The following is a 26,398-nucleotide window of genomic DNA, read 5'->3' as shown; positions in this document are numbered from 1 at the left end:
TCGGCCCGGAGTGTCGGGCCCTGCCACCAGGGTCCGGGAAACCGCGCGGTTGTGCAAGGGTCAGTCCGCCATGTGGCCCAGCTTCTGCTCCTTGGTCCTCAAGTACCGCTCGTTGTAGACGGTCTCGCCAACGTGTAGCGGCACGCGTTCCACCGACCGGAGTCCGAACCCCCGCAGCGCCGCCAGCTTGCGCGGGTTGTTGGTCAGCAGCCGCATGTGCTTGACCCCGAGATCGACGAGGATCTGCGCGCCCACGCCGTACTCGCGGCCGTCCACGGGCAGGCCGAGGTGCTCGTTGGCCTCTACCGTGTCGAGGCCCTCGTCTTGTAGGTGATAGGCGCGAAGCTTGTTGAGCAGGCCGATGCCGCGGCCCTCCTGCCTCAGGTAGACGAGGACGCCGCGCCCCTCCTCGGCGATCCTCGCCAGCGCCGCGTCGCGCTGGGCGCCGCAGTCGCAGCGCAGGCTGTGCAGGGCGTCGCCCGTGAGGCACTCCGAATGCATCCGCACGAGGACGTCATCGCCGCTGCTCACGTCCCCCATCGTGAGGGCGACGTGCTCGGCGCCCGTCAGTTCGTCCACGTAGCCGTGGACGGTGAAGGCGCCGAAACGCGTGGGCAGCGCGGCGCTCACTACCCGGTGAACGAAGGAGTCCTGGCTCAGGCGGTACTCGATGAGGCCGGCGATCGTGCCGACCTTGAGACCGTGCTCCGCGGCGAACTCGCGGATGGCCGGAAGGCGCATCATGCTGCCGTCGTCGTGCATCAGCTCGGAGATCGCGGCGGCAGGCTCGAGCCCGGCCAGGCGGCAGAGGTCGACGCTCGCCTCCGTGTGCCCGGCGCGGCGCAGCACACCACCCCGCTTGGCGCGCAGCGGGAAGACGTGACCCGGGCGCGAGAGGTCGGCGGCCGTGGCGTCCGCCGCGGCGGCGGTGCGGATGGTGAGGGCGCGGTCGTGCGCGCTGATGCCTGTGGTGATCCCGTCCTTGGCCTCGATGGTGACGGTGAACGCGGTGCCGCGGCGGGCAGTGTTGTGCTCCACCATCGGCGGAAGTTCCAGGCGGTCCGCGGCGTCCTCGGTCAGCGCCAGGCAGACGACGCCGCCAGTGTGCCGGATCATGAAGGCCACGTTTTCCGTGGTGGCGCGGCCCGCGGGCAGCACGAGGTCGCCCTCGTTCTCGCGGTCCTCGTCGTCCACGACGATGATCGGCCGTCCGGCCCTGAGCTCGTCGAGGAGCTCGGCCACGGAGGCGAGCCCTTCGGCGGCGCGGGCCGGGGTGGGCGGTGGCGTCTTACTGAGCATCTGCGGTTCCCTTCGAGACCAACTGCAGTCTCTCGACGTACTTGGCCAGCACGTCGCTCTCGACGTTCACGAGGTCGCCCGGGCCCAGCTCGCCCAGGGTGGTCACCTCGAGGGTGTGTGGGATGAGCCACAAGGTGAAGTGGTGCGCGGGCCACTCCCGCCGCGTGCCGCCGGGACCGCCGACGTCCACCAGGGTGAGGCTCACGCCGTCGACGGTCACGCTGCCCTTGGGGACGAGGTGCGGCGCCAGCGCCGCCGGAGCCGCCACGCGCAACACGTAAGCGCCGGGCTCTGCGGTGAGGTCGAGGACCTCGCCCACGCCGTCCACGTGCCCGCTGACGATGTGCCCACCCAGGCGGTCCTGGACGCGCAAGGCGCGCTCGAGGTTCACCCTCGAGCCCACGCTCCAGCGGGGCGCCGTCTTGGCGACGGTCTCGCGCGAGAGCTCGACGTCGAAACCTCGCGCGCCGAACTCCACGACCGTGAGGCAGCAGCCGGAGACGCTTATCGAGTCGCCGATCTTCATGTCCTCCAGCACCTTCCGGGCGCCGATGGTGAGGCGCAGGTCGGCCCCCTCGACCGCCTTCGCCACCGTCCCGACTTCCTCGACTATGCCGCTGAACACGTCAGGCCCCCGTCTCGTCGCCGGCGCCCGTGCTCGCCTGGGCCGCCGGCGTGGCGACCTTGCCGCTGATGAGCAGGTCGGGACCGATGGTCTCGACCAGCACGTCGGTGAGGGTGTAGGCGTCGGCGATGCTGGCGACGCCCAAGCCGCCCAGCGGTCCGGCGGCCGAGCCGCCCAGCAGCTTCGGCGCCACGAACCAGGCGACGCGGTCGACGGCGTTGGCGCTGAAGAACTCCCAAGCGATCGAACCGCCGCCTTCCAACATGATGCTGGTGATGCCCAGGGCGAGGAGCGCCGCTAGCGCCGCCGGCACCGGCGGGCGTCCGTTCTTGGCGGGCAGCGAGACGATCTCCGCGCCGGCGGCCGCCAGCGCCTGCTTACGCGCGGCGGGCGCGTCGTCCGTGACCACCACGATGACGCGCGCGGGCATGCCGTCCGCGGAGGGCGCGAAGAGCCGGGCGGTCACGGGCGTGCGCGCCAGGCTGTCGAACACGACCTTCGTGGGCGTCCGGCCACCCGGGATGCGCGTCGTGAGGGCGGGGTCGTCGAGGAGTAGCGTGTTCATGCCCACGGCGACCGCGTCGTACTCGTCGCGCCAGTGATGCACGCGCGCCCGGGCCGACGGCCCCGTTATCCAGCGCGAGCGGCCCGTGCGCACGGCGATCTTGCCGTCGAGCGACATGGCCGTCTTGTAGAGCACGAACGGCCGCCCTTGAAGGTGGTTCGTGCGGAAGACCTCGTTCTGGGTCTCCGCTTGCCGTTGCCTGACGCCGACTTCCACGGCGATGCCGGCCTCTCGCAAGCGCCGCACGCCCTTGCCGTTGACCAACGGGTTCGGGTCGGTGGTGGCCACCACGACGCGCGCCACCCCAGCGGCGAGCAGCGCCTCGGTGCATGGTGGGGTGCGGCCTTGGTGGTCGCACGGTTCCAGGGTCACGTAGCAGGTCGAGCCGGCCGCGGCCTGCTCAGCCTTGCGGAGGGCCACCAGCTCGGCGTGCGGCTCCCCGGCGCGGGCATGCCAACCCTCGCCCACGACGTTGCCGCCTTGCACGATCACGCAGCCGACCAGTGGGTTGGGGCTCACGCGCCCGCGACCGCGTTCGGCGAGCGCCAGGGCCAGGTCCATGAACTGGGCGTCCAGCCGGCCCTGCTCGGTTGTTTCGGGGTCTGTCGTTTGCGGTTCCATGGAAGCCGCGACCGCAGTCTCGCGGCCGTCGCTTCACCTCCTTCTCTCATCCGGACTGTCACCGTCGGCACCGGGATCTCACCGGTTCGGGCCCACCTTGGTGGGCTTCGCGGGCTGTGGCGTCGGTCACGTGCCGCGCCATTCACCGCCGGTAGGGAATCTCACCCTGCCCTGAAGGGGTTCAGTTGTGAGGGGCGCGTCCGCGCCACCCGGACCCATGATAAACCTCCCTTGGTCGTGGCCTGGTTCGGCCACGCATCACGGGCGTCGGTTGCTACGATGCACGCCATGAGCACACCCACTTTCGATGAACGTTTGCAGTCGTACGCCGAGCTACTCGTCCGCGTCGGGGTGAACGTGCAGCCGGGCCAGAAGCTGATCGTGCGCGCCGGCATCGACGCCGCGCCGCTCGTTCGCAGGGTAGTCGAGACCGCTTACCGCATCGGAAGTCCCTACGTCGAGGTCCTGTGGTCCGACGACGTCGTCACCCGCGCCCGCTTCCTGCATGGGCCCGAGGGTAGCTTCGGCATCATCCCGCAGTACCGGGCAGACGCCATGAACGCGCTTGGCGCCGAGGGCGCCGCCTCCCTGGCCATCCTGGCCGACGACCCCGACGCCCTGGCGGGCACCGAGCCCGAACGCTTCGCCGCCTTCCAGCGCGCCTGGCGGCCCGCCACCAGGCCCTACTCCGACCTGGCCATGTCCGACCGCATAGCCTGGTGCGTGGCAGCGGCCTCCGCTCCGGCCTGGGCGCGGAAGGTGTTCCCGCAGCTGCCCGAGGACGAGGCCGTCGCCGCGTTGTGGGAGGCCATCTTCACCGCCACCCGCGTCACCGAGCCCGACCCCGTTGCGGCGTGGCGCGCCCACAACGAGGGCCTGAGCCGGCGCAAGCGGCTCCTCAACGACCAGCGCTTCGCCGCGCTCCGCTTCGAGGGTCCGGGCACCGACCTGCGGGTCGGCCTGGCGGACGATCACCTGTGGGACGGTGGGAGTTCGACGCTGCCGAACGGCGTCGAGTTCGTGGCCAACATGCCGACCGAGGAAGTCTTCACGGCCCCGCACCGCGCCAGGGTCGACGGCACGGTCCGCGCCACCATGCCGCTGGCATACAACGGCATCCTGATCGACGACTTCTCGCTCGAGTTCAAAGGCGGCGAGGTCGTCGAGGCCGTCGCCGGCAAGGGCCAGGCGGCTCTAGACGAGATCCTGGGCACCGACGCGGGCGCCCGCCGGCTGGGCGAGGTGGCGTTGGTGCCCACCTCGAGCCCCATCGCCAAGACCGGCGTGCTGTTCTTGGAGACGCTGTTCGACGAGAACGCCGCCTGCCACATCGCGCTGGGACGGGGCTACACGAACTGCGTGAGCGGCGCGCAGGAGATGACCGACGCCGAGAAGCTGGAGCACGGCCTCAACGACTCGCTGACGCACGTCGACTTCATGATCGGCTCGCCCGAAGTGGACGTGACCGGTGAGTTGGCAGGGGGCGGGCTCGTGCCCCTGCTGCGCAAGGGAGAGTGGGTGGACTGAGCCAAGCGGGCAACGCTCGGGCCGGGGAAGGCCGGACGCCACCCGAGGCGCAGACGTCACCTGACGCGCCCACGCCACCCGACGCGGCCACGCTCTCGGACGCCCGGCGCCTGCTGAGCGAGGTCTTCGGATACCCCGACTTCCGCGGCGCTCAGGGCCGGGTCATCGAACACGTGCTTGGTGGTGGCGACGCCCTCGTCCTCATGCCCACGGGCGGCGGCAAGTCGCTCTGCTACCAGATCCCGGCGCTGCTGCGGCCCGGCGTGGGCGTGGTCGTCTCGCCTCTCATCGCCCTGATGCACGATCAGGTCGGGGCCCTCAGGCTGGCCGGCGTCAGCGCGGCGTACCTCAACTCGAGCCTCGAGCCGGCGGAGGCGCGGCAGGTGGAGCGCGACCTGGCCGAAGGCCGCATCGACCTCATCTACGTGGCGCCCGAGCGCCTCCTGACCCCGGGGTTCCTGTCGTTGCTCGACCGGCTGCCGCTCAGCCTCTTCGCCATCGACGAGGCGCACTGCGTGTCGGCGTGGGGGCACGACTTCCGGCCCGAGTACATCGGGCTGGGGGTGCTCGCCGAGCGCTACCCGGGAGTGCCGCGGGTCGCGCTCACCGCCACGGCCGACGCGGCCACCCGCCGCGAGATCGTCGACAAGCTCCACCTGGAGGATGCGCGGCGCTTCGTCTCCAGCTTCGACCGGCCCAACATCGACTACCAGGTGGTCGAGAAGGTCGACGCGCGCCGGCAGTTCCTCGCCTTCTACCGCGCCAAGCACGTGGGCCATGCGGGCATCGTGTACTGCCTCTCCCGCAAGAGCGTAGATGCCACCGCTGCCTGGCTGGTTGCTCAGGGCGTGAACGCCGTCCCGTATCACGCGGGCCTTTCCAGCGAGGTGCGGCAACGGCATCAGGAGCGTTTCCTACGCGAGGACGGCGTCGTGGTGGTGGCCACCATCGCGTTCGGCATGGGCATCGACAAGCCCGACGTGCGCTTCGTGGCCCACCTCGACCTGCCCAAGAGCCTCGAGGGCTACTACCAGGAGACGGGCCGCGCCGGCCGCGACGGCGAGCCGTCCGACGCCTTCATGACCTACGGGCTGCAGGACGTGGTGCAGGTGAGCCGCATGCTGGCCCAAGGCAACGGCAGCGAGGCCTTCAAGCGCGTGGAACGCCAGCGCCTGGAGGCCCTCCTGGCCTACTGCGAGACGCCGGGTTGCCGCCGCCAGGCGTTGCTGGGCTACTTCGGGGAGCGCCTGGAGGAGCCCTGCGGCCACTGCGACACCTGCCGCGAGCCCGTCGAGACGTTCGACGGCACCGTCGCGGCGCAGAAACTCCTCTCCACGGTCATGCGCACGGGCCAGCGGTTCGGCGCCGGGCAGCTCATAGACGTCCTGCTCGGGAAGGACACGGAGCGGGTAAGGGCACTCCGGCACGACCAGCTCAGCACGTTCGGCATCGGCACCGAACTGGACGACCGCGGGTGGCGCTCCGTCGTCAGGCAACTGCTCGCCAACGGCCAGTTGCTACCCGACCCGGACGGCTTCGGGGGCCTGGTGGTGGGTCCGGGAGCGGCGGCTGTCCTGCGTGGCGAGAGCTCCGTCGAGCTGAGGCGCGACCGGCTGCGGGAACGCCCGACGGCGCGGAAGTTGCGCTCCATCACCGCGCCTGGGCCCGACCGACCCGAGGCCGGCCCGGAGGAAGAGGAGCTGTTCCAGGCGCTACGGGCGCTGCGCCTCCAGATCGCCAAGGACCAGGGCGTGCCGCCCTACGTGGTGTTCCACGACAAGACGCTGCGCGAGATGGTTGCGGTGGCGCCACGGACGCTAAGCGAGTTGGGCAACGTCGCGGGCGTCGGGGCGGTGAAGCTGGAGCGCTACGGCGAGAAGTTCCTGGCGGCCCTGAGTGCGCCGCGGGACGCCGTGGGCGAAGACGCGGGGTCGTAGACGCGCGCTCGTCAACTGGGGCCGGGGGGCGGCCGAGACCGTCAACTGAGGCCCGGAGCGGCCGCGACCGTCAACTGAGGCCCGGGGCGGCGCGACCGTCAGCCAGGCCTCAGCGCACCTCACTCCCGTCGGGCAGGTCACGCTCGGGGCTCACCAGCCCCAGACCGCCATCCGGCCCCTCGCCGGAGAGGATCATGCCCTGGCTCAAGACCCCGCGCAGTTTCACGGGCTTGAGGTTGGCCACCAACACCAGCTTCTTGCCCACGAGGTCGGCCGCGTCGTAGTGCTCCTTGATGCCGCTAACGACGGTGCGCGTCTCGGGGCCCATGCGCACGGTCAGCACCAGGAGCCTGTCGGCGTTCGGGTGCTGCTCGGCCTTCTCCACCGTCACTATGCGCAACTCGAGCTTGCCGAAGTCGTCGTACTCGATCTCCGGCTTGTGCTCGAGCGCCACCTGTGCGGATGGCGTGGCGGCGGCCTCTATCTCGCGCGTCAGCTCGTCTAAGTCGATGCGGGGGAAGAGCGGTTCGCCCGGCTGCGTTGCCGTGCCCACCGGCACGAGCCCCCACTCGCTCGCCGCGCTCAGGTCGTAAGGGGCGTTGCGCACGCCGAGCTGTTTGCGCAGCTCGAGGGCCTTGGCCGGGATGACCGGGTCCAGCACTATGCTGGCGCAGCGCAGGGCCTCGACCAGGGTGTTCAGCACCGTGTCGAGGCGGGCGGAGTCCTCCTCGCTGCGGGCCAGCTCCCACGGCTTGGTATCGGCAATGTACTTGTTGGCCTTGCGCACGGCCTCCATCACGCTCTCCAGCGCGCGGTCGAACTGCAGCGCGTCGAAGTAGCTCGTCACCGTGGCTGGCAGGGCGAGGAAGGCGTCAGCCAGGTCCTGGTCGATGGCTTCGAGCTGGCGGGCGGGCGGCACGAGCCCGTCGCGGTAACGTCCCAGCATCCCGAGGGTGCGGTTCAGGAGGTTGCCCAGGTCGTTGGCGAGGTCGGCGTTGATGCGCTCGGCGATGGCGAGCTCGTTGAAGCTCGAGTCGAGGCCGAACGGCATGTCGCGCAGCAGGAAGTAGCGGAAGGCATCGTTGCCGTACTTCTTCAGCAGGTCCAAGGGCTTCACCGTGTTGCCGAGCGACTTGCTGATCTTGCGGTCGTCCACGAGCCAGTAGCCGTGCACGTTCAGGTGCTTGAAGACGGGGATGTCGGCCGCCTTCAGCATGATGGGCCAGAAGAGCCCGTGCGGCTTCACGATGTCCTTGGCTATGAAGTGCTCGACGTGCGGCCAGAAGCGCTCGGTTAGGCCCTTGCTCTCGAGCGCCGAGTAGTAGTTGATGAGGGCGTCGAACCAGACGTACGTCACGTGCTCCTCGTCCCACGGCAGCGGGATGCCCCAGGGCACGCGGCTACGAGGCCGGCTGATGGAGAGGTCGCCGACGCTTTCGCGCAGCATGGCCAGGACCTCGTTGCGGTAGCGCTCGGGTCTTATCAGGTCGGGTTGCTCCGTGAGCAGGTCCCTGAGCCACAGGCGGTACTTCTCCATGCGGAAGAAGTAGTTCGCCTCGGTGCGGTACTCGAGCTCGATCTCGTGCTGCGGGCACTTGCCGTCCACCAGCTCCTTCTCCGTGTAGTAGCGCTCGCACTTCACGCAGTAGAGACCGGCGTACTCGCCGAAGACGATGTCGCCCTTGTCGTACACCTTCTGCAGCACCTCTTGCACGACCTTCTTGTGCCGAGGTTCGGTGGTGCGGATGAAGTCGTCGTAGCGGATGCCTAGCCGGTCCCACGTGTCGCGGAACTCGCCGCTCACCTGATCGGCGTAGGCCTGCGGCGACTCGCCATGGGCCTCGGCCGCCTTCTGGATCTTCTCGCCATGCTCGTCGGTGCCCGTCAGGAAGAACGTGTCGTCGCCCTTGAGGCGGTGGAAGCGCGTGACGACGTCGACCAGGATGGTCGTGTAGGCGTGGCCCATGTGCGGCGCCGCGTTCACGTAGAAGATGGGGGTGGTCGCGTAGTACGTGTCGCGCTCTCGTGCGGCCGGGCCCGGTTCCGGGTCGGCTTCCGGCAGCGCGACGTCGTCCGGATCGGCCTCGTCCGCGGCAGCGGCGGGTTCGGCCGTGTCCTCGGGGGCATCGACGACCAAGCGGTTGATTAAGGTTTCGCTGTCCATCTTGCGTTTCCTCCGAGCAGCGGCCGTCGGCCACTAGGCTGCTGGCGCCGCGGCCCTTCGGCTGCCCGGCCAGGGGCGACCGGCGTGCCGGCCGGCGCAACAAGAAGGGCGCCGTCGTTGGTGCACGGCGCCCTGAACGAACCGACCTGGGCGGTCAGTCGCTTTCAGGGCCGGAGTGCATCATTCGCAGCGCCATGCTGCCGTGCACTATAGCACCGGCGTGGGCGGCGAAAAGGCCGCCGTGGCCGGTCAGGACTGCGGCAACTCGCAGGAGTCGTCCGTGCAGGCGCCGGCCGCCGCTCCGGCGGGGTCCAGCATCACCACGGGCCTCACCTGCGGCCCGAGCTGGCGCAGTGCGGCCAGGAAGAACTCTCTGGGTTGGGCCCCGGAGATGCCGTGCAGTTCGTCGATGACGAAGAAGGGCACCCCGCTGACCCCCAGGGATCGCGCGCGGCGCTCGTCGGCGAGCACGTCGGCGCCGTACTCGTCGCCGGCGAGAAGGGTGCGTACCTCGTCGCCGACGAGCCCCACCTCGGCGCCCAGCCTCACCAGGGTGTCGGGGTCCGAGACGTCGGCGCCCTCGCCCTGGTAGGCCTGCATGAGCCGCGTCATCGCCTCGTGGCCCAGGCCGCGCTCCGCGGCGAAGTGGATGAGCCGGTGGGCGTCGAACGTGCTGGCCGACACGGCCTTGTCGAGGTGGTACTCGAGCCCCTCTTTCGCCGCCTCCTCGGTCACTCGCGCCAACATCTCCAGCACCTCGCCTTGCGAGCGGCCGTACTTGGCCATCAGGTGAGCGATCGCCGGTTCGGGATCGCGCTTGGGGGCGCCGGCCTGGAGTTCGTAGGAGCGCCACACGACTTCGACGGAATCCTTGTGCTCGTACTCGGCGAGCGCGGCCTCGAAGCGCGTCTTGCCTATGTAACACCAGGGGCAGGCGATGTCGGACCAGATCTCGATGCGCATGAGCCGAGGCTAACCGTCCCCAGCGCCCCGTAGGGCTCACGGGACTACTCACGCACCGTGGCAGAATGCCGGCATGGCAGAAGCAGCGCACAATGCCATAAGCGACTTCCAGGCCGCACGGCGGCGCGCCGACATCGCCGCCGTGCTAGCGATGCTCTCGGGCCAGAGCGATCACCTGCTGCAGTACGACGAGGTGCGCAGGCGCCTGAAGGCCGTCGAAAGCGGCCGCACCACCCTCGAGGACGTGCCGCTCGACGCCATCGTCGGCAGCGTCGGGCGTTACCAGGACTTCAACCGCTCGTTCCTGCCACTCACCAATGCCGACCGAGCGCGCTGGGTGGGCGTCAAGCTCGCCATGACCGGCCTCGAGGGCGTGCCACCCATCGAGCTCTACCGGATCGGCGACGCCTACTTCGTCAAGGACGGCAACCACCGCGTGTCGGTCGCGCGGCAGCTGGGGGCCAGCCACATAAACGCTTACGTCACCGTGGTTTCCACCCGCGTGCCGTTCAAGCCGGGCATGGACCAAGATGACCTCATCAAGGCCACCGAGTTCGCGGAGTTCCTAGAGGCCACCCAGCTCGACGAGCTCCGCCCCGGGGCCGACCTGAGCGTCACCGAACCCGGCCAGTACCCGAAGCTTCTCGAACACATCCGCGTGCACCGCTACTTCATGGGGATAGACGAGGGCAGGTCGGTGAGTTGGGACGAGGCCGTGACCCACTTCTACGACAACGTCTACCTCCCCGTGGTGGAGGAGATCCGCGCGCACGGGCTCTTGCGCGACTTCCCGGAACGTACCGAGGCCGACCTCTACCTCTACCTTTCCGAGCACCGGGGTGAGGTGGCGGAGCGGCTCGGCTGGGAGCTGGAGGGCGCGCAACTGGCCGAGGGCTTGGCGCGGACGCCGCCCGCCACCGTCGACGAGCGCGCGGCTGCCCTCGCCGGCGAGGATTCGCGAGTCCTCGTCGACAGCGAACTGTTGATCCTGACGGGGGCCGCCAGCGACGCCGAGGTGGTGCGCGTGGGCGTCGGGTTCGCCGAGCGCGAGAGGGCGCAGGTGTTCGCGCTCTGGGCGCCGACCGGGCCGGCGGATGACGGCCCGCTGTCGAAGGCGCTCGCGGCGGCCAATACCTCCTACGAGGTGGGCGAGGCCGCCGCCCGCGAGAGTCTCGCTCGCGCCTGCGAGGCCGCGGGCGTCCTCCACCAGTTCGCGGTTGCCAAGGACGACCTGCTGCCCGAGGTCAAGGCGCGCGCACCCTACGTGGACCTCGTGGTGGCCGCCACGAACGACGGACTTCCGGGGCGCCGGCCCGTCGACCCCGGGGTCCACAGCCTGCTGAGGCGCTGCCCCAAACCGCTGCTCCTCGTGGGCAAGGCCCGGGGCGAGTTCCGTCGGCCACTGCTCGCCTACGACGGGGGAGAGAAGTCCGAGGAGGCCCTGTTCGCCCTCGCCTACCTGGCGGTGAGGTGGAACCTGACGCCCGTGGTCCTACACGTCGGCCGACGCGCCGCGGGTCCGGACCGTGAGGTGGGCGAAGGTGGGCGCAGCGCGCCACAGGACGCCACGCTGCGAAGGGCGGGGGCGTACCTGGAGAGGCTCGGGGTGAACGCCGAACTCGTGAGCGCCGCCGGCCCGGTCGCCGCCACCATCGTGCGCGTGGCGCGAGAACGAGGTTGCGGCGTCATCTTCCTCGGCAGCCACTCGCGCCCGCGCTGGCTGGAGGAGGTGCTGGGCGGGATAGTGGACGAGGTGTTGGAGACGACCGACCTACCCCTACTGATCACGTGACGCCACCCTTCGAGGACCCCACGGCGAGAAGGCGCGCCTCACGGCGCTACTGCTAAGCTGTAGCGTCATGTCGAAGTCGAGAGCCCTCCCCACTCAGGCCGAAGATTTCAGTGCCTGGTACAACGACATCGTCTACCGCGCCGACCTGGTCGACCTAGGCCCGGTCCGTGGCGCCTTCGTCATCAGGCCTTACGGCTACGCCCTCTGGGAGAACATCCAGCGTGAGCTGGACGCCATGTTCAAGGCCACCGGGCACGAGAACCTGTACTTTCCCATGCTCATCCCCATGAGCTACTTCCAGCGCGAGGCCGACCACGTCGAGGGCTTCGCGCCCGAGCTCGCGATCGTCACGCACGCCGGCGGCAAGGAGCTGGAGGAGCCCCTCGCCATCCGCCCCACGTCGGAGACGATCGTCGGGGAGCTCTACAGCAAGTGGGTGCAGAGCTACCGCGACCTGCCGCTCCTCTACAACCAGTGGTGCAACGTGGTCCGGTGGGAGATGCGCACCCGGCCGTTCCTGAGGACCTCCGAGTTCTTGTGGCAGGAAGGCCACACGGCGCACGCCACCGCCGAGGAGGCGCTCGCCGAGACGCGGCTCATGCTCGAGGTCTACGCCGAGTTCGCCGAGAAGTTCGCCGCCGTGCCCGTCATCAAGGGAGAGAAGACGGTGGGCGAGCGCTTCGCGGGCGCCCTCAGCACGCTTACCATCGAGGCCATGATGCGCGACGGCAAGGCCCTCCAGTCGGCCACCAGCCACTACCTGGGCGAGAACTTCGCACGCGTGTTCGACATCTCGTTCAACGACGTTAACAACCAGCAGGCCTTCGCTCACACCACGTCCTGGGGCTTCAGCACGCGCTTCATCGGGGCCATCATCATGAGCCACGGCGACGACAAGGGCCTGATCCTGCCACCCAAGCTGGCCCCCCACCAGGTCGTCGTGCTCCCCATCTACCGCGCCAACGACGAGGACACCAAGGCCGGTGTCATGGCAGCGGTCGAGGAACTGCGGTCCCAGCTGGTGGCGCAAGGGGTGCGCGTCAAGGTGGACGACCGCGACGGCGTGTCGCCGGGGCGGAAGTTCAACGAGTGGGAACAGAAGGGCGTGCCGCTGCGCGTGGAGATCGGGCCCAAGGACCTGGCGCAGGGGGTGGGCATGCTGGCGGACCGCCTCACGGGCGAGAAGCGGGCCGTGCCCCTGAACGAGCTGGCGGGCCGGATCCCTGCGGAGCTCGAGGCGTTCCACGAAGCGCTTTTTCACCGCGCCACCGAGTTCCGGCAGCAGCACGTCTCGCACGCCGAGACGTACGAGGAACTGCGGGAGGGCGTCGAACGCGGTTTCGTCTACGCCACCCATTGCGGTGATCCCGAGAGCGAGCGGATCATCCAAGAAGAACTGAAGGCCACCGTGCGTTGCATCCCCTTCGAGGGCCCCAGTGCCGAGGGAACCGTGTGCGTCCACACCGGCCGCCCCAGCGGCTACGCCCGCAAGGTCATCTTCGCCAGGGCCTACTGATGGTCGGCGGGGAGCCCCGGCCTTCGGGGAAGAACGAGGACTCGGGACGCAACGTGGAGCGTGGGCCGGGTGCTGCGCCTGCCGACGTGCCTGCGGCTTCTCCGATAATCGCGCCGGGCACGGCGCCCGTCAGCGCGCCTGGTGCGGCGCCTGGCACCGGGCCGGGAACGGCGCCCCGCACTGCGCCGGCTGCCGGATCGGCCAAGGAGGACCTCCAGGGGCGGATCCTCAAGGCGCAGGCCGTCATCCTTCAGAAGGCCCTCGGCAACGGGGTGAAGGTGAGCTTCGGTGAGGGCAGGCGCGCCACCGACGTCGCCATGGCACTCCTGAAGGGCGACCGGGACGCCGTGCTGGCGCTGCCGGCGCAGCTCGAGGACCTGCTCGATTTCGACTTACATATCCTGCGCAGCGCGTTCGCGCGGGAGACGTTCGAACTGCTCCTCGTGTTCGTGGAGCCGCTCGACCAACAGGCCCTGCGGAGCCCCGAGCGCCGCCGTCACCTCAGGCGTCGGCTGCAGCAGGTGGCTGCGGACGAGGAAGGCGAACGGCTGCTCGAGCAGGGAACCGCCGCGGACGCCGACTAGACCAGGCTGCTAAGGGCTCCTCGGCCGACTCCTCAGCAGCCCGCCGCGCGGCATACGGTGAGGCGCGCGTAATCGTGGTCCTCCCGCACGATCAGGAGGAGGTAGAGCCGGTCGTTCGACGAGTCCACGAAGTAGCCGCTCGACGGGCCCGTTCGCAGCGCGGCCGCGCTCGAGTAGGGCGGCACCAGGCCGCGGGGGTCTAGCCACCAGTCGCGGTACACGAACGGCGTGGCCGCTTGCCTGAACGGCACGCTGACGACGAGCCGGTCGCCGGGCCGCGCCTCCCCCAGATCGATGCTGAACGTGCTGGGGCTCAAGCCGGAGTGCTCGTAACGGTACTCCCGCTGGAAGGGCACGATGCTCCGGTAGTGACGGTTGGGTACGCTGGGCCCACCCTCCGGGCTGCCGAACATGACGTGAGTGCCGGCCGGGGAGGCAAGCGTGAGGGGCGCGAAACCTCGCGCCGGAGTGGTCTCGTCAAGGTAGGTGAGGCTCACGTAGCGGCCACCACACACGTAAGCGTTCCAGTCGGTGCGGCGCTCGCAATCAGGGCCGAGGAGGAACGGGTTGGGCATCACCACGTACTTGCCGGCCGTTCCCGTCACGCTGCCGTCCTGGTCGAGGAAGACGGCGCTGCGGTAGCCGTCCTCGCCCGAGTCTCTGGTGTCCGGGTCGTAGTCGCTCATGGAACGCGTCTCGAAGTTCACGCGGTTGGTGCCCGCGCCGAACGACAGCCCCCGCGCCGCCGACAGCGGGCTCATGGAGAAGGACGTGTAGTCGAGGACGCTCAAGGCTCCCGCCTCACGCTGCGGCGTAGGCGTGTAGCCCTCGAAGTGCGAGTCCGCGACGAGGACCGGGCCGTCGTAGAACTCGAACCCCCGGATGGCGAGGTCGGGTTGCCACGGCTTGGGCAGGGAACGCCCGCCGCTGCCCGTCGGCTCCCAGGGGGCCGGCGTCCCGAGGTTGTCGCTCTCGCCCACCACCACGCTCGCCTCGAGCCCAGACGCCCTGGAGGCGAAGGTGACGCCGACGGCGTTGTCCACCAGCAGCGCCCCACGCAAGACGGCGTTGTCGCCCCGGAACCAGGCGGCGGCGTTGCGTTGCTTGTAGGCCACGTAACCCTCGAACACCGCCTGCACCGGAGCGGAGCGCCGGTCCGCGGGATCGGTGCGCGGGGCGTAGTAGGTGGACTCGGAGGCGAGGCTGCCGGCCCGGGGCCCGCCGTCGACGTGGAGCCCGTCGACGTAGTTCGAGTGCGCCAAGTTGCCCGAGAAGCTACCGAGGGGCGTGCGGCGCGGCCACTGGTCGGCGCCGCCGAAGAGGGCGTAGGAGGGACCCGTAGGGTGCTCGGGTAGCGCGTACCAGAAGCCGGTCCCCTCCGAGGAGGCGGCCACGTTGGCCATGACGTAGTTCGCCGGGTTCGTCACCCAGAACCCGGCCGGCCCCAGGTAGGAGACGTCGGTCGGAAGCAGCGCATCCGCCGCCGTCGGCTTGCGGGTCTGCAACGACAGATTCCCACGCAGAACGTTGCCGGTCTCGGCGCCGTCCTCCAGGAAGTAGCAGTGACCGAACGTGTCCACAGCGGCGTTGTTTTCCACCAGCACCCCGCCGGTGCCGTGGATGGTCACGCAGCGGTTGAAGAGCCCGTGCAGGCTGCTGTTGCGGATGAACGAGCCCTCGCCCGCTTTGCCCATGAGGTGGAAGTGGACGGGGTAGCGCAGCAGCAGACCGGCCTGACCCATGCGCGTGAGCTCCACGGAGTCGAGGCGCACGCGCGCCTCCCCCATGGCCATGACCTGGCCCCCGAACTGGTAGTCGGGGCTGCCCGGGTCGGTGGTGGCGACGGCACCCATGACCTTCACGTTGCGACTGAGCCGCGCCACCTCGGCGCGCGACTCGAGCACGGTAGTCGGCAGGCCCGTACCGGCCGCGAAGGTCTGCCGCCGGCCGTAATGCTGGTAGGCCAACGGCGAGTCGAGCGTCAGGGTCGAGCCGCTCACCGCGGTGACGGTTCGGGCTTCCACCTGCAGGTCACGTGAGACGGCCTGGTGGTGCTCGGGCGAGTAGAAGTCGGTGGAGGCTATGGCCACGCTGTCGCCAACGCGCCAGCCGCCGGCGTCGTCCACGGTGATGCTGCCGGCGCCCGCCTCCGCCGTTGCGGCAAGGCGGGTCCAAGCCACGCCCGCAGGGTCGCCGTAGAGTTCGAGCGTGCCGCCCACGACGGCGATGTAGTTGCTGCCAAGGCAGCCGTCGTCCGGCGCCCGGCCGCCTGCGAGCGTGATGGTGGCGTTCTGCGTGAACGGCCGGCCGGCAGAGCCCACGTAGAGGCCGCCCTCAAGCAAGATGTGGTCTACGACCAAGTCGATGTCCGCACGGTCGAACACCAACGCACCCGCGATGGTCAGTCCGGACAGGGGCGGCGGCGAGACGTCCAGCAGCACGACGTCGCCCTGCTCGATCGTCACGTCGTCGCCCGCCTGCGGGAGCCGGCCGCCGAACCAACCGGCGGCGTCGGACCAGCGTCGGTTGGGGCTCGGCGGCTCCTTACTGGGCTGTGGGTTCGCGATCGCAGGAAGTGCCGCGGCCATCAACGCACCGTCGGCATACGCACCGGCGGCGGCGAGAGCCGACGATGAGGCGTGCTCGGCATGGCAGGCGCCGGTGAGCGGACCGCCCGGGACGGCCCCGCCGCAGGCAACCAGGACGAGGAGCAGCAGCGGAAGGGTAGTCAGCGGAAGGAAGCGGTTCCGGGGGGCCACCCAGCGAGCCTAGAGCTACGCGGTGGTAGCGCGGTGTGAAGTACCCGGGCCCGCGCTCAAGGCACCGCCTCGACCACCGTTGCCTCGCCCTGCCCGACGCCGACGCACAGCGTAGCCAGGCCGTAACGGGCCGTGCCGGTGGCGGCCCTGCGCGCCAGCTCGTGCACCAGCGTCGTGAGGATGCGGGCGCCGGAGCACCCGAGGGGGTGGCCGATGGCGATGGCGCCGCCGTTGACGTTCACCCGCTCCTCGCTCAGGCCCAACTGGCGCATGACGGCGAGGGCCTGCACGGCGAAGGCCTCGTTGAGCTCGATCAGGTCGAGGTCGCTCAGCGCCAGTCGGGCCCTCGCCAGGGCCTTGCGGCTGGCGTCCACCGGACCCAGGCCCATCAGGCGCGGCGTTATGCCGCTGGCCGCCGACGCCCGCCACCTGGCGAGCGGCCGCAGCCCGAGGTCGGCGGCGCGCTCGGCGCTCATGAGCACCAGGGCGGCGGCGCCGTCGTTCATCCCCGACGAGTTGCCGGCCGTCACGGTGCCGCCCGCCCGGAACGCCGGTTTCAGCCTGGCGAGGGAGGCCAGGTCCGTCGTCACCACCAACTCGTCGCCCCTGGCCTCGTAGCGCGGGTGCTCGTCGCGCCCGAACCGCTCGACGGCACCCTTACCCGCGGGCACCTCCACTGCCATGATTTCGTCGTCGAAACGCCCGGCGTTCATCGCCGCGACGGCGCGCTGGTGGCTCAACAGCGCGAAACGGTCCTGCTCCTCCCGCGAGATCTCGCCGCCGGCCACGCCGCCCTCGAGGCTGAGTTCGTGGATGTTCTCGGCGGTCTCGCCCATGGCCTCCAGCGGGTAGAGGTCGGCCAGGCGCGGGTTCGGGAAGCGCCAGCCGAGCGAGGTATCGAACGCGGTCCGGTTGCCCGGCGGGCCGAACGGCCGCGGGTTCTTAGCCAGCACGTAAGGCGCCCTGGTCATGCTCTCCACGCCCCCGGCCACGTACACGCTCCCCTCGCCCGCCAAGATGGCGCGCGCGGCCATGTTCACGGCGGTCAGGCCGCTGGCGCAGAGGCGGTTGACCGTCACTGCGGGCGTTGTCTCCGGGAGCCCCGCCAGCAAAGTGGCCATGCGGGCCACGTTGCGGTTGTCCTCGCCCGCCTGGTTGGCGCAGCCGAGGTACACCTCCTCCACCTCGAGATCGTCCGTGGCTGCCCGAGCCAGGGCCTCGCGGATCACCAGGGCCGCCAGGTCGTCCGGCCTTACGCTCGCCAGCGCGCCGCCGAGGCGGCCGACGGGCGTCCGGACGGCGCTGACGATGACTACCTCGCGTTCAGATCGCCCGCGCACGCTCTCTCGCATGAGACCTCCTTCTGGTGGCGCACCAGGTACTCAAGTACCGCGCAGTAGTAAGACGCCGAACCTGATCGCCCTGGGCAGGACCGGGTGCGGCCGGGCTCGATTCGTTCGGGCCGGGCCCGACTTGGTGCGGCCGGGCTCGACCAACTGCCTCCGGATCTGGTAGACTACCCGTTCGGGCGCAAGCCGCGCCCTGACGGTAACTGGCAAGGCCCTTGAGCGCCCTTTCCGAAACGCTCGGGCAAGTGATGGAAGCGCGGATAACCAACGCGCTCCCCCAGAAGACACCAAGATTCTCACTGCACCCGGCGGTACGGGTGCGTACTCGGGCGCGCCCGTCGCGCCCAGAGACCGAAGGAGCAGAACGATGTACAACAACAGCACACTCGACTTCCTGGAGATCTCCTCGACCACGACCGTGGGCGGCGGCGCCGACGACCTGCGCCGCGCCGGTTACCTCGACGGTGAGCGCTCGCCGCGCCAGGACCACTACTGGGCGAACCAGGGCACGTCGGTACGGGCCCGCTCGCGCAGGTGGCGCAACAAGAGCCGCAGCGCGCGCTGACCGGCTGCGCGCCGACCCGGGCGTCACGCCAGCGCCAGCAGAGTGACGCCCGCCACCATCCCGAGTGCCCCCAGCGCACGCCGCTTGGCGTGCCCCTCCGACAGGACCCTGACGCCCAAGAACGTGGCGATCAGGATGCTCACCTCGCGCGTCGGTGCCACTAGGCTGATGGGCGTGAACTGCATGGCCGTCAGCACCAACAAGTAGGCCAGCGGGCTGAGGACGGCTATGCCCAGCGCCTCGCGCTTGTGGAACTGCCACGCTTCGCGCAGTTGAGGCCGGCGCCGGATCACCAGGGGAAGCAACATGAGCGTCCGGCCGATCTCGGCCGTGTACGTGTACAGTAGCGGCACCGCACCTGCCCTGCTGACGGCATAACCGTCGTAGACCGTGTAGCACCCGATGAACAACCCGGTCAGTAGCCCATAGATGAGGCCGGGCCTGGCGGCGGCGCTCGTCTTGCCGCCGGCCAGGACGAACACGCTCACGACCACCAGGCCGGTGCCCACCAGTGCCTGAGCACCGGGCCTCTCGCCCAGCACCAGCACCGCCAGGATGGTCGCCAGCATGGGCCCGCTGCCCCTGGCGGTGGGGTAGACGAGCGAGAGGTCGGCCAGACGGTAACCGCGCTGCAGGCTCACGAAGTAGAGCACGTGCATGACGCTCGAGCCCAGCGCCAGCGCGGCGTGCTGCCAGGTGAAGACCGGGCGCGCCACCAGCACGTAAACCAACACCAGCGGGCCGTACACGACCAGCGTGAGGCAGGCGAACAGCCAGATGAACTCCGCGCCGCCGCGGGAGCGCTTGGCCAGCAGGTTCCAGGTGGCGTGCAGGACCGCCGAGGCCAGAACGAGGCCGAGGGCGATGGCGGTCACGCGGCCACGCGCGGCTCAACCGTCGACGTAAGTCAGCCACTGGTCGAACTCGGGCACCTCGCCGTGAACGACCTGCAGGAAGCGCTCTCGAAGCCGCAGCGATAGTGGCCCCGCTGCGCCGGTCCCGATCGGCCTGCGGTCGATGCTGCCGACGGGCGTCAGTTCCGCCGCCGTGCCCACCAAGAAGACCTCGTCTGCCGTGTACAGCTCGTCGCGCGTGGCCATTACCGCCTCCACGGGCACGTCCATCGACTCGGCGATGCGGATGATGCTGTCGCGGGTTATCCCGCGCAGGTTCACCGAGTGCGCGATGGGCTGCACCACCCCTCCCTTGACGATGAACACGTTCTCACCCGAGCCCTCGGCCACGAAGCCCTGCTTGTCGAGGAGCAGGGCCTCGTCGAAGCCGTTCGACTTGGCCTCCATGTTCGCCAGCACCGAGTTCACGTAGTTGCCGCCCGCCTTGGCCTTCGTCGGAAGGATGTCGCCGGAAGAGCGGCGCCACGAGCTGGTCATGAGCCGCGCGCCCTTACGGATGACTTCTTCGCCCAAGTAGCTACCCCACGGCAGCGTGGCCACCATGAAGTGCAACTGGTTGCGTTCGGGGTTGACGCCGAGGGTCTCGGAGCCGTACCAGATCAGGGGCCGGATGTAGGCGTGCTTGCGGTCGTTGGCCTTCAGTGTTGCCAGGACCGCGGCCGAGACCTGCTCGGCCGTCAGTTCGGGGCGCATGCCGAGGATCTTGGCCGAGTCGAGCAATCTGCGCGAGTGCTCGGGCAGGCGGAAGACCGCGGTCCCGCGCGGGGTCTCGTAGGCGCGCAGCCCCTCGAACACGCTCGTTCCGTAGTGGAGGGCGTGCGTCAACACGCTCACCTGGGCCTTCTCCTCGGGCACCAGTTCACCGTCGAACCAGATCAGACCTGCGTCGTTGAGGAGCTTCGTCGGTCGTGCGGAGCCGCTTGCCGTGCTCATGTGTACTGCCCTCCTGTCGCTGCGTAACAGTATCGCGCACGAACCACGGGAGAGACGAGACGTTAGACTCGTGGCTGTGAACGTCCTGGTCACCGGGGGCGCCGGTTACATCGGCTCCGTAACCGTATCCGCGCTTCTGGAACGCGGCCACGAGGTCGTCGTCCTCGACGAACTGTCGACCGGGCACCGCGAATCGGTCCCTGACGGCGTGCCGTTCGTTCACGGCAGCGTGGCCGACGACGAGATGGTCGGTTACGCGCTGGTGCAACACGACGTGGAGGCCGTCGTGCACTTCGCCGCGGCGTCCCTGGTCGGCGAGAGCATGACCAAACCCACCAAGTACTTCCTCGCCAACACGGCCGCCACCTTCGCGCTCTTGGACTCCGCCGTGAGGCGCGGCGTGAGCAGGTTCGTGCTCTCGTCGACGGCGGCGGTCTACGGCACCCCGGAGGCGGCGCCCATTCCCGAGGCGGCGGCATTACGGCCCGAGAGCGTCTACGGCGAGACGAAGCTGATGATCGAGACGGCTCTCGGCTGGCTGGCGTCGACGGTCGGGTTGGCATCGGTGGCCCTGCGCTACTTCAACGCGGCGGGCGCCACGCCCACCCTCGGTGAGGATCACCGTCCCGAGACGCACCTGATACCCATCGTGTTGCAGGTCGCGGCGGGGCAGCGGGAGGCCGTCCACGTTTTCGGCAACGACTACGCCACCCCCGACGGCACCGCTATCCGCGATTACGTCCACGTCAGTGACCTGGCAGACGCTCACGTGCTGGCCCTGGAGGCGATGGTCCCTGGAGTTGCCACCGCCTACAACCTCGGCAGCGGCACCGGCTACTCCGTCCGCGAGGTCATCGAAGCGTGCCGCCGCGTTACCGGCCACGCCATACCGGTCGTCGAGGCGCCACGCCGCGCGGGCGACCCGCCGATCCTGGTGGCCGACAGCTCCCGTGCTCGCGCCGACCTGGGCTGGGCCCCAAGGTTCGACGACCTGGAGGCCCTGGTGAGGACCGCCTGGGAGTGGCACAGCCGCCACCCCGGTGGGTATGGCGGCCGCTGAACAAGACCGAGCCGCTACTGCCCCACTCCTCGCGTTGGGGGCTTCATGCGTTAGGGCCCGCTGCGTGAGGGCCCGCTGCGTTGGGGTCCGCTGCGCGAGGGCCCGTTCGTGAGGACGCGCTGCGTGAGGGCCCGATGAAACGGGGCGGCACGGCACTCACCCAGGAGGCACCGGCCTTATCGGAAGATGTGATATGACCTGTTGCGACGTGAAGGCAACCGCGAGAACAGGCGTATGAGCCTCACTCACTACCTTCGGCACGCGGCCGCGACGGTCGCCGAGCGCCGCGGGGCTCACGCTCGAGCTTGCCCGGAAATAGGGTACCGGCGTGCTAATCTTGAACACTTGGAGCGTGCAATGAAACGACTACTTCTCACCGCCCTGCTTGCGCTGGTCGCGTTGGCCTCGGCGCAGACGGGCGCGGTCATGAGCGGCATCGTGAAGAGTGATGGGCCGCTGGCAGAGGGCACCCGCGTGGCCATCCACGTTGTCGACGTCGACAACGTCTGGGGCCTGGAGGTGGCGTCGGTCGAGCCGGTGGGTGGCACGTTCCGCGTGACACCGGGGCCATTGCCCGAAGACCAACTCAAGCCCTTCCGCTCGGGGAGCGTCATCCTCCCGGGCCTCCAGAACGAGTACCGCGTGAGCCCCGACGACGTCAACGTCGCCGTGGGCCGTTTCAACATGTACGTCGATCAGAACGGCAACCACGTGTTCGACCGCGTGGTGGACCGCTTCTACATCGGCATCGCCAGCCTCGAGTCGCCGGTCGGCTTCTTCACGCTGCTCTACGTCGACAAGGCCGCCACCATCGCAGGAAGCGGTAGCGAGCTGTCGCTTCAACCCGGTTGGAACGTCTTCACCGTGCGTTTCCCGGACGAAGAGGCGACCTACGCTGTCCAGTCCTCGGTCGACGACATCGTCCTCGACGTAGTCCTCCAGTAGCTCACCGGCAGCTAAGCTGGCAGGCATGAGAGTGTACGAAGGTACCCTTGCAGCCACGGGCCTGCGCTTCGGCGTGGTCGTCAGCCGGTTCAACGAACTCGTCACCGCTCGGCTCCTGAGCGGCGCGCTCGACGCCCTGAAGCGCATGGGCGCCGACGAGCAGGCTATCGCCGTGGCGTGGGTCCCGGGCGCCGTCGAGATCCCGCTGGTGGCCGAGAAGATGGCCGCCTCGGGCGGCTTCGACACCGTGATCGCGCTGGGCGCCGTCGTAAGGGGCGAGACGAGCCATTACGATCACGTCTGCAGCATGGTGGCGAGCGGCGTGGCGCAGGCCGGCCAACGCACCGGCGTGCCGGTGATCTTCGGCGTGGTGACCACCGACACCATGGAACAGGCCCTCGACCGCGCGGGCGGCAAGGCAGGCAACAAGGGAGCCGAAGCCGCGGCCGCAGCCACCGAGATGGTCACCCTGCTCAAGGGCCTTGCAGCGCGGCCCGGTCTAGCGCCGAGCAAAGTCAAGCGGGCTTAGCGTTGGCGCGAAGCGGCGCGTTCACGCGTCCAACCTTGCGCGGCCGCGTAGCGCAGGAGCAGGGCCTCGGCGTCGCCGCGGTCACGAACGTCCCCCAGCGCCTGAGACTCGCTGAGTAGCGCCAGCGACTCGCCCACTCGCGGGCCGGGCTCGATACCGAGCAGCGCCATCACCTCGTCACCGTTCATGAGCGGGGGGGTGCTCGGCTGGGTCTCCAGCTCCGCCAACACCGACGACACCTGGATGCGGTACGCCACGCGCGCCTGCTCGTGCGCCGCGCGGCCCCGCGCCGCCTCGCGGTCGGCCAGCATGAGCTTGAGGAGGTCGGGGAGCAGTTCGTTCCTGCGGTGAACGAAGCGCCTCACTGCGCGTTCGCCGCGCGGCAGGGGCAGCATGTGGTAGCGCACCAACGCCGTCGCCTTGGATACCAGGTCGTTCGGCAGCCTGAGGCGCTGCAACAGTTCCCGCACCATCTCCGAACCGACCTTGTCGTGACCGTAGAAGGTCGGGGTTCCCGCGGGCGACCGACCCACGCAGGCAGGCTTGCCGACGTCGTGCAAGAGCGCCGCCCAACGCAGCGCCGGCCCCGCGTCGGGGAAGCCCTGAAGCAACTGGTTCAGGGTCTCGAGCTGGTGGTCGAGCACGTCGAGATGGTGCAACGCGCCCTGGTTCACGCCGCGGCCCAGCTCGAGCTCCGGCAGGTAGAGCGCCATGCCACCCGACGCCTTGAGCAACGCGAAGCCGCGCGCCGCGTAACGCGACGCGACGATGGCCTGCAGCTCAGCGCTGACGCGCTCCCAAGCGGGCGCAGGCGCGTGGCCGCCGCGCTGCGCCTCGAAGGCCTCCCTTGCGCCCGCCCGGGTCTCGTCTTCGATGTCGAACGCGAGTGTCGCGGCGAAACGCACCACCCTCAAGGGCCGCACCGCGTCGGCGTTGAGACACGCGAGGGAAGTCATGCGCACCAACTTGCGGCCCAAGTCCTGGCGGCCGCCCGTAGGGTCTACCAGCGTGCCGGCTTCAGTGAGCGCCATGGCGTTGAAGGTGAGGTCGCGGAGCCGGAGGTCCTCCTCGAGGGACCTTGCCCCAGCTCTCAGGGGAACGAAGTCGTGAACGGCGCCGTGAGGCAGTGCAACGCGCCAGTGGCGCCTCTCTTCGTCCATGAGGAAACGAGAACCGCCCAGCAGCTCGGCGTGCCTCCGCGAGCTTGCCGCTGGGTCTGCCACCAACCAGTCGAGGTCCGTGGCGGGCCGGCCCAGCAGCGCGTCGCGCACCGCCCCGCCCACCAAGGCGGCACCCTCCGGCCACGGCATAAACTGACGCGTGTCGAGCAAGTCAGGAACGGACACCGCGCGCGCCTCCCTTGGCCCTACTCTAGACGGCCGGGGGCGCCCCTTGCGCGTGGGGCTTACGGGCAACATCGGTTCCGGGAAGTCGAGCGTGGCGAGGTTGTTGGCTGCGCGCGGCGCGGTCGTCATCGACGCCGACGCGTTGGCGCGCCAGGCCACCGACGATCCCGCCGTCCTCGAGCGGATACGGCAGCAGCTGGGGTCGGAACTCGTCGTCGCGGGGGCGCTCGACCGCGCCGCCACGGCCCGCCGAGTGTTCGAAGACCCGGCGGCTCGCGCCCTGTTGGACGGCATCGTTCATCCCTGGGTCGCCGAGCGGCGGCGGCGGCTGGACGCGGAGGCGGCGGCCGCCTCGCCCATGCCACGCGTCGTCGTCCATGACGTACCCCTGCTCTTCGAGGTGGGGCTGGACGCGGACGTGGACGTGGTGGTGGTGGTGTACGCCCCGCTGGAAGCGCGGTTGGCGCGGCTGGCCCGACGTTCCGGCATGAGCCGCGCCGACGCGCTGGCGCGTGACGCAGCGCAGCTGCCCCTGGACGAGAAGGCGCGGCGCGCCGACTACGTTGTCGACAACTCGGGCACGCCCGAGGCCCTGAAGCAAGAGGTGACGCACCTCTGGGAGGAGCTCTATGCTCGCTCGCCGGTCGGTGCGCCACCAGGGTAGGAGCGCTTAGTCGTTACCAGGCGTTACGGCCCCGGACTACCAGGTGACGCTCAGCAGGCCGTAGCCGCGAATCACGTTTCCGTCGGGTACCTGGTAGGAGTACGAGCCGCCGAGGCGGTCGGCGACGAAGTTGACGAACTGGGTGAGGGCGTCGCCCGTGGCCTCCACCGCGTCGAAGTCGAGGTCCTCGCTGCCGGTCATGCCGGCCGCCAGGCCAAGCTGCGAGAGCAGCGTGTCGGCCAGCGTCCGCAGGCTTGCCTGGTCGTTCGAGAGCGCCATGGTCGTGGCGCCCGCAGGCACGTTCTTCTGCAGCGGGGCGAGCGCGCCCGCCAGGCCGCTGCGGTGACTGGCATGCGCGGCGAGTGAAGCGTCCATGGCCCCGCTGGACGTCGCGATGAGCAGGTAGCCGTCCGTGAACGCCGTCTCGAACGTGAGGCCGTCGCCGACCGCGTACGACGTCACGTCTACGCCCGACGACTGGCGCGTGGTGGGCTGGACCATCCCGGAATCGCTGTCGGGCGCAACGAACGACGCGCCCATGGAGGTCGCCATGGTCAGGAACTGCGAGAGCCCGGCCGCAGCGGCGGCCTCGTCCTTGACGGCCACCAGGTAAACGGAGTCGCCGAGGAGGTTCTCGGGCGTGATGCCCGGTTGGGTGGCCGCGGGGCTGCTGATGGTGATGCTGGCCGTGCCGGGGCCCATCCAGCCGAAGAGCATGAGGTTGAGGTCCAGCCCCAGGTTATCGCTGATGAACGAGTCGAGGTCACTTATGCCAAGCTCGGGCAGCTGACCCACGAGCTGGTTCAGGTAGGCCCAGATGGCGGGGATGTCCGTGGCGCCGGCCTGGACTCCCACCGCCGAGTCGGGAACGAAGCTCAGGACCGCACTTGGGTACCCGGTCTTGTTCGAAAGCAGGTCGAAGAGGGCCGGGTCGAGGGAACGGTCGCCTAGGGCGTGCAGCGACAGGGTCTCGACGCCGGCGTCCGTGAGCCGAACGGTGGTGGCGAAGACGCCCATGGTCTTGAGCATGTTCGCGACGCGTTGGGCACTCTGGTCGAAGCCCATGCCTTTCGCGAACGGCATGACCACGTCCACCACCGCCGGCAGGTCGATCACGAAGGACACGAGCGCCGGGGAGATGGCGGCCAGGGTGGAGGAGTAGGTCTTGGAGTCGGTGAAGTTGGGCTCTTTGGCGCCCTGGTAGCGGCGCAGCACGCCGCGCAAGGCGTCGGGGTTGGTGGAGAAGGCCAGGAAGTTCCCGTCCTGGGCCATGGCGACGGGCATCTCGTCGTCGTCTGATGTGTAGACCTTGAACTCGATCTTGCCCTCGGTGAGCGTCTGCACCTCACTGCCGGCGTTCTCCTCGGCCAAGCTGCTGCTCAGGAGAGCGGCCGCCTTGTCGGACATGCGCCCCACCACCGTCACCGCAGGGACGGGGCTGACGCTCGAGGCGGATACGCCGATCCACACCTCGTCACCGAGGACGTCGAAGAGGTTCATCCCTTGCAGGTCGGCAGGAATCTCGTCGCCGACCGCATCGCCTCCGCTCTGCTCCAGCAGATCCGTGAGGCCGAGCCGGTCCCACTCGTCGATGAACGGCTGCAACTGGTCCTTGTGCTGGGCGAGGCCCTGCACCCCGACGGCTGCGAGGGTCTCGGATGGGAGTAGTGCCGCCAGCGACTGAGCCGTTGCCGCCGCGAGAAATGCTGCTGCGACGAGCACGGCGACCAGACTTCTTAGC

The 26,398-nt window shown here is 69.6% G+C and carries 21 protein-coding genes and 1 riboswitch; of the genes, 10 read left to right on the top strand and 11 right to left on the bottom strand.

Features of this window, described 5'->3' with window-relative positions:
• Positions 1–60: 60 nt before the first annotated feature.
• From ROY82_10765 to ribD, 3 genes are read right to left on the bottom strand one after another with little or no spacing between them, the layout of a single operon-like run.
• Positions 61–1,299, bottom strand: a complete 1,239-nt coding sequence (locus ROY82_10765; GenBank protein MDT3682939.1) for a bifunctional 3,4-dihydroxy-2-butanone-4-phosphate synthase/GTP cyclohydrolase II — start codon at positions 1,297–1,299, stop codon at positions 61–63.
• Positions 1,289–1,924, bottom strand: coding sequence for a riboflavin synthase (locus ROY82_10760; GenBank protein MDT3682938.1), 636 nt, complete (start codon positions 1,922–1,924; stop codon positions 1,289–1,291). Before ROY82_10760 ends, ROY82_10765 begins: the two co-directional genes overlap by 11 nt.
• A gap of 1 nt (position 1,925) precedes the next feature.
• Complete coding sequence (ribD, locus tag ROY82_10755) at positions 1,926–3,110, bottom strand: bifunctional diaminohydroxyphosphoribosylaminopyrimidine deaminase/5-amino-6-(5-phosphoribosylamino)uracil reductase RibD (GenBank protein MDT3682937.1); 1,185 nt, start codon at positions 3,108–3,110, stop codon at positions 1,926–1,928.
• 34 nt (positions 3,111–3,144) lie between these two features.
• Positions 3,145–3,293, bottom strand: a riboswitch (FMN riboswitch).
• A 105-nt stretch (positions 3,294–3,398) separates the two neighbouring features.
• Here ribD and ROY82_10750 point away from each other — a divergent pair.
• Entirely contained in the window at positions 3,399–4,637 is a 1,239-nt protein-coding gene (locus ROY82_10750; protein ID MDT3682936.1) for an aminopeptidase, read from the top strand.
• Complete coding sequence (recQ, locus tag ROY82_10745; GenBank protein ID MDT3682935.1) at positions 4,625–6,574, top strand: DNA helicase RecQ; 1,950 nt, start codon at positions 4,625–4,627, stop codon at positions 6,572–6,574. Before ROY82_10750 ends, recQ begins: the two co-directional genes overlap by 13 nt.
• Positions 6,575–6,683: 109 nt before the next feature.
• Here the strand turns inward: recQ and metG are convergent, their stop codons facing one another.
• Together metG and ROY82_10735 are read right to left on the bottom strand one after the other, a co-directional pair.
• A complete protein-coding gene (gene metG, locus ROY82_10740; GenBank protein MDT3682934.1) occupies positions 6,684–8,738 on the bottom strand; it encodes a methionine--tRNA ligase in 2,055 nt (684 codons plus the stop codon).
• Between the two features lie 249 nt (positions 8,739–8,987).
• Positions 8,988–9,701, bottom strand: a complete 714-nt coding sequence (locus ROY82_10735) for a DsbA family oxidoreductase (GenBank protein ID MDT3682933.1) — start codon at positions 9,699–9,701, stop codon at positions 8,988–8,990.
• Between the two features lie 73 nt (positions 9,702–9,774).
• Between ROY82_10735 and ROY82_10730 the strand changes: the two genes are divergently transcribed.
• The 3 genes from ROY82_10730 (at position 9,775) to ROY82_10720 (ending at position 13,593) form a co-directional block, all read left to right on the top strand.
• Entirely contained in the window at positions 9,775–11,493 is a 1,719-nt protein-coding gene (locus tag ROY82_10730) for a universal stress protein (protein ID MDT3682932.1), read from the top strand.
• A 67-nt stretch (positions 11,494–11,560) separates the two neighbouring features.
• Positions 11,561–13,009 carry a proline--tRNA ligase gene (gene proS / locus ROY82_10725; GenBank protein ID MDT3682931.1) on the top strand — a complete coding sequence of 483 codons (1,449 nt, stop codon included), beginning with the start codon at positions 11,561–11,563 and terminating at the stop codon, positions 13,007–13,009.
• Positions 13,010–13,095: 86 nt separating this feature from the next.
• On the top strand, positions 13,096–13,593 hold the full coding sequence (locus ROY82_10720; GenBank protein ID MDT3682930.1) for a hypothetical protein: 498 nt from the start codon (positions 13,096–13,098) through the stop codon (positions 13,591–13,593).
• 32 nt (positions 13,594–13,625) lie between these two features.
• Here ROY82_10720 and ROY82_10715 read toward each other — a convergent pair whose 3' ends face one another.
• Both ROY82_10715 and ROY82_10710 read right to left on the bottom strand, forming a co-directional pair.
• A complete protein-coding gene (locus tag ROY82_10715; GenBank protein MDT3682929.1) occupies positions 13,626–16,352 on the bottom strand; it encodes a G8 domain-containing protein in 2,727 nt (908 codons plus the stop codon).
• Between the two features lie 56 nt (positions 16,353–16,408).
• Positions 16,409–17,704 carry a thiolase family protein gene (locus tag ROY82_10710; protein MDT3682928.1) on the bottom strand — a complete coding sequence of 432 codons (1,296 nt, stop codon included), beginning with the start codon at positions 17,702–17,704 and terminating at the stop codon, positions 16,409–16,411.
• Between the two features lie 364 nt (positions 17,705–18,068).
• Here ROY82_10710 and ROY82_10705 point away from each other — a divergent pair, with 364 nt between their 5' ends.
• Entirely contained in the window at positions 18,069–18,266 is a 198-nt protein-coding gene (locus ROY82_10705) for a hypothetical protein (GenBank protein MDT3682927.1), read from the top strand.
• Positions 18,267–18,289: 23 nt separating this feature from the next.
• Here ROY82_10705 and ROY82_10700 read toward each other — a convergent pair whose 3' ends face one another.
• Together ROY82_10700 and ROY82_10695 are read right to left on the bottom strand one after the other, a co-directional pair.
• Positions 18,290–19,141: a DMT family transporter gene (locus ROY82_10700; protein MDT3682926.1), complete on the bottom strand. Its 852-nt coding sequence runs from the start codon at positions 19,139–19,141 to the stop codon at positions 18,290–18,292.
• 15 nt (positions 19,142–19,156) lie between these two features.
• On the bottom strand, positions 19,157–20,113 hold the full coding sequence (locus tag ROY82_10695) for a branched-chain amino acid transaminase (GenBank protein MDT3682925.1): 957 nt from the start codon (positions 20,111–20,113) through the stop codon (positions 19,157–19,159).
• Between the two features lie 76 nt (positions 20,114–20,189).
• Between ROY82_10695 and galE the strand changes: the two genes are divergently transcribed.
• From galE to ribH, 3 genes are all read left to right on the top strand, one after another.
• Entirely contained in the window at positions 20,190–21,173 is a 984-nt protein-coding gene (gene galE, locus ROY82_10690) for a UDP-glucose 4-epimerase GalE (protein MDT3682924.1), read from the top strand.
• A 357-nt stretch (positions 21,174–21,530) separates the two neighbouring features.
• Positions 21,531–22,118 carry a hypothetical protein gene (locus ROY82_10685; protein ID MDT3682923.1) on the top strand — a complete coding sequence of 196 codons (588 nt, stop codon included), beginning with the start codon at positions 21,531–21,533 and terminating at the stop codon, positions 22,116–22,118.
• Positions 22,119–22,143: 25 nt separating this feature from the next.
• Positions 22,144–22,647, top strand: a complete 504-nt coding sequence (gene ribH / locus ROY82_10680) for a 6,7-dimethyl-8-ribityllumazine synthase (protein MDT3682922.1) — start codon at positions 22,144–22,146, stop codon at positions 22,645–22,647.
• Here ribH and ROY82_10675 read toward each other — a convergent pair.
• A complete protein-coding gene (locus tag ROY82_10675; GenBank protein ID MDT3682921.1) occupies positions 22,644–23,993 on the bottom strand; it encodes an HD domain-containing protein in 1,350 nt (449 codons plus the stop codon). The two genes, ribH and ROY82_10675, sit on opposite strands and share 4 nt — an antisense overlap.
• Between ROY82_10675 and coaE the strand changes: the two genes are divergently transcribed.
• Complete coding sequence (gene coaE, locus ROY82_10670; GenBank protein MDT3682920.1) at positions 23,968–24,657, top strand: dephospho-CoA kinase; 690 nt, start codon at positions 23,968–23,970, stop codon at positions 24,655–24,657. The genes ROY82_10675 and coaE overlap by 26 nt on opposite strands.
• Before the next feature lie 36 nt (positions 24,658–24,693).
• Here the strand turns inward: coaE and ROY82_10665 are convergent, their stop codons facing one another.
• Positions 24,694–26,379, bottom strand: a complete 1,686-nt coding sequence (locus tag ROY82_10665; GenBank protein ID MDT3682919.1) for a DUF3352 domain-containing protein — start codon at positions 26,377–26,379, stop codon at positions 24,694–24,696.
• Positions 26,380–26,398: the final 19 nt, after the last annotated feature.

It is taken from the genome of Truepera sp., from assembly GCA_032027045.1.
Taxonomy (GTDB): Bacteria; Deinococcota; Deinococci; order Deinococcales; family Trueperaceae; genus JAAYYF01.
This window is presented reverse-complemented; position numbering and strand designations above follow the sequence as displayed.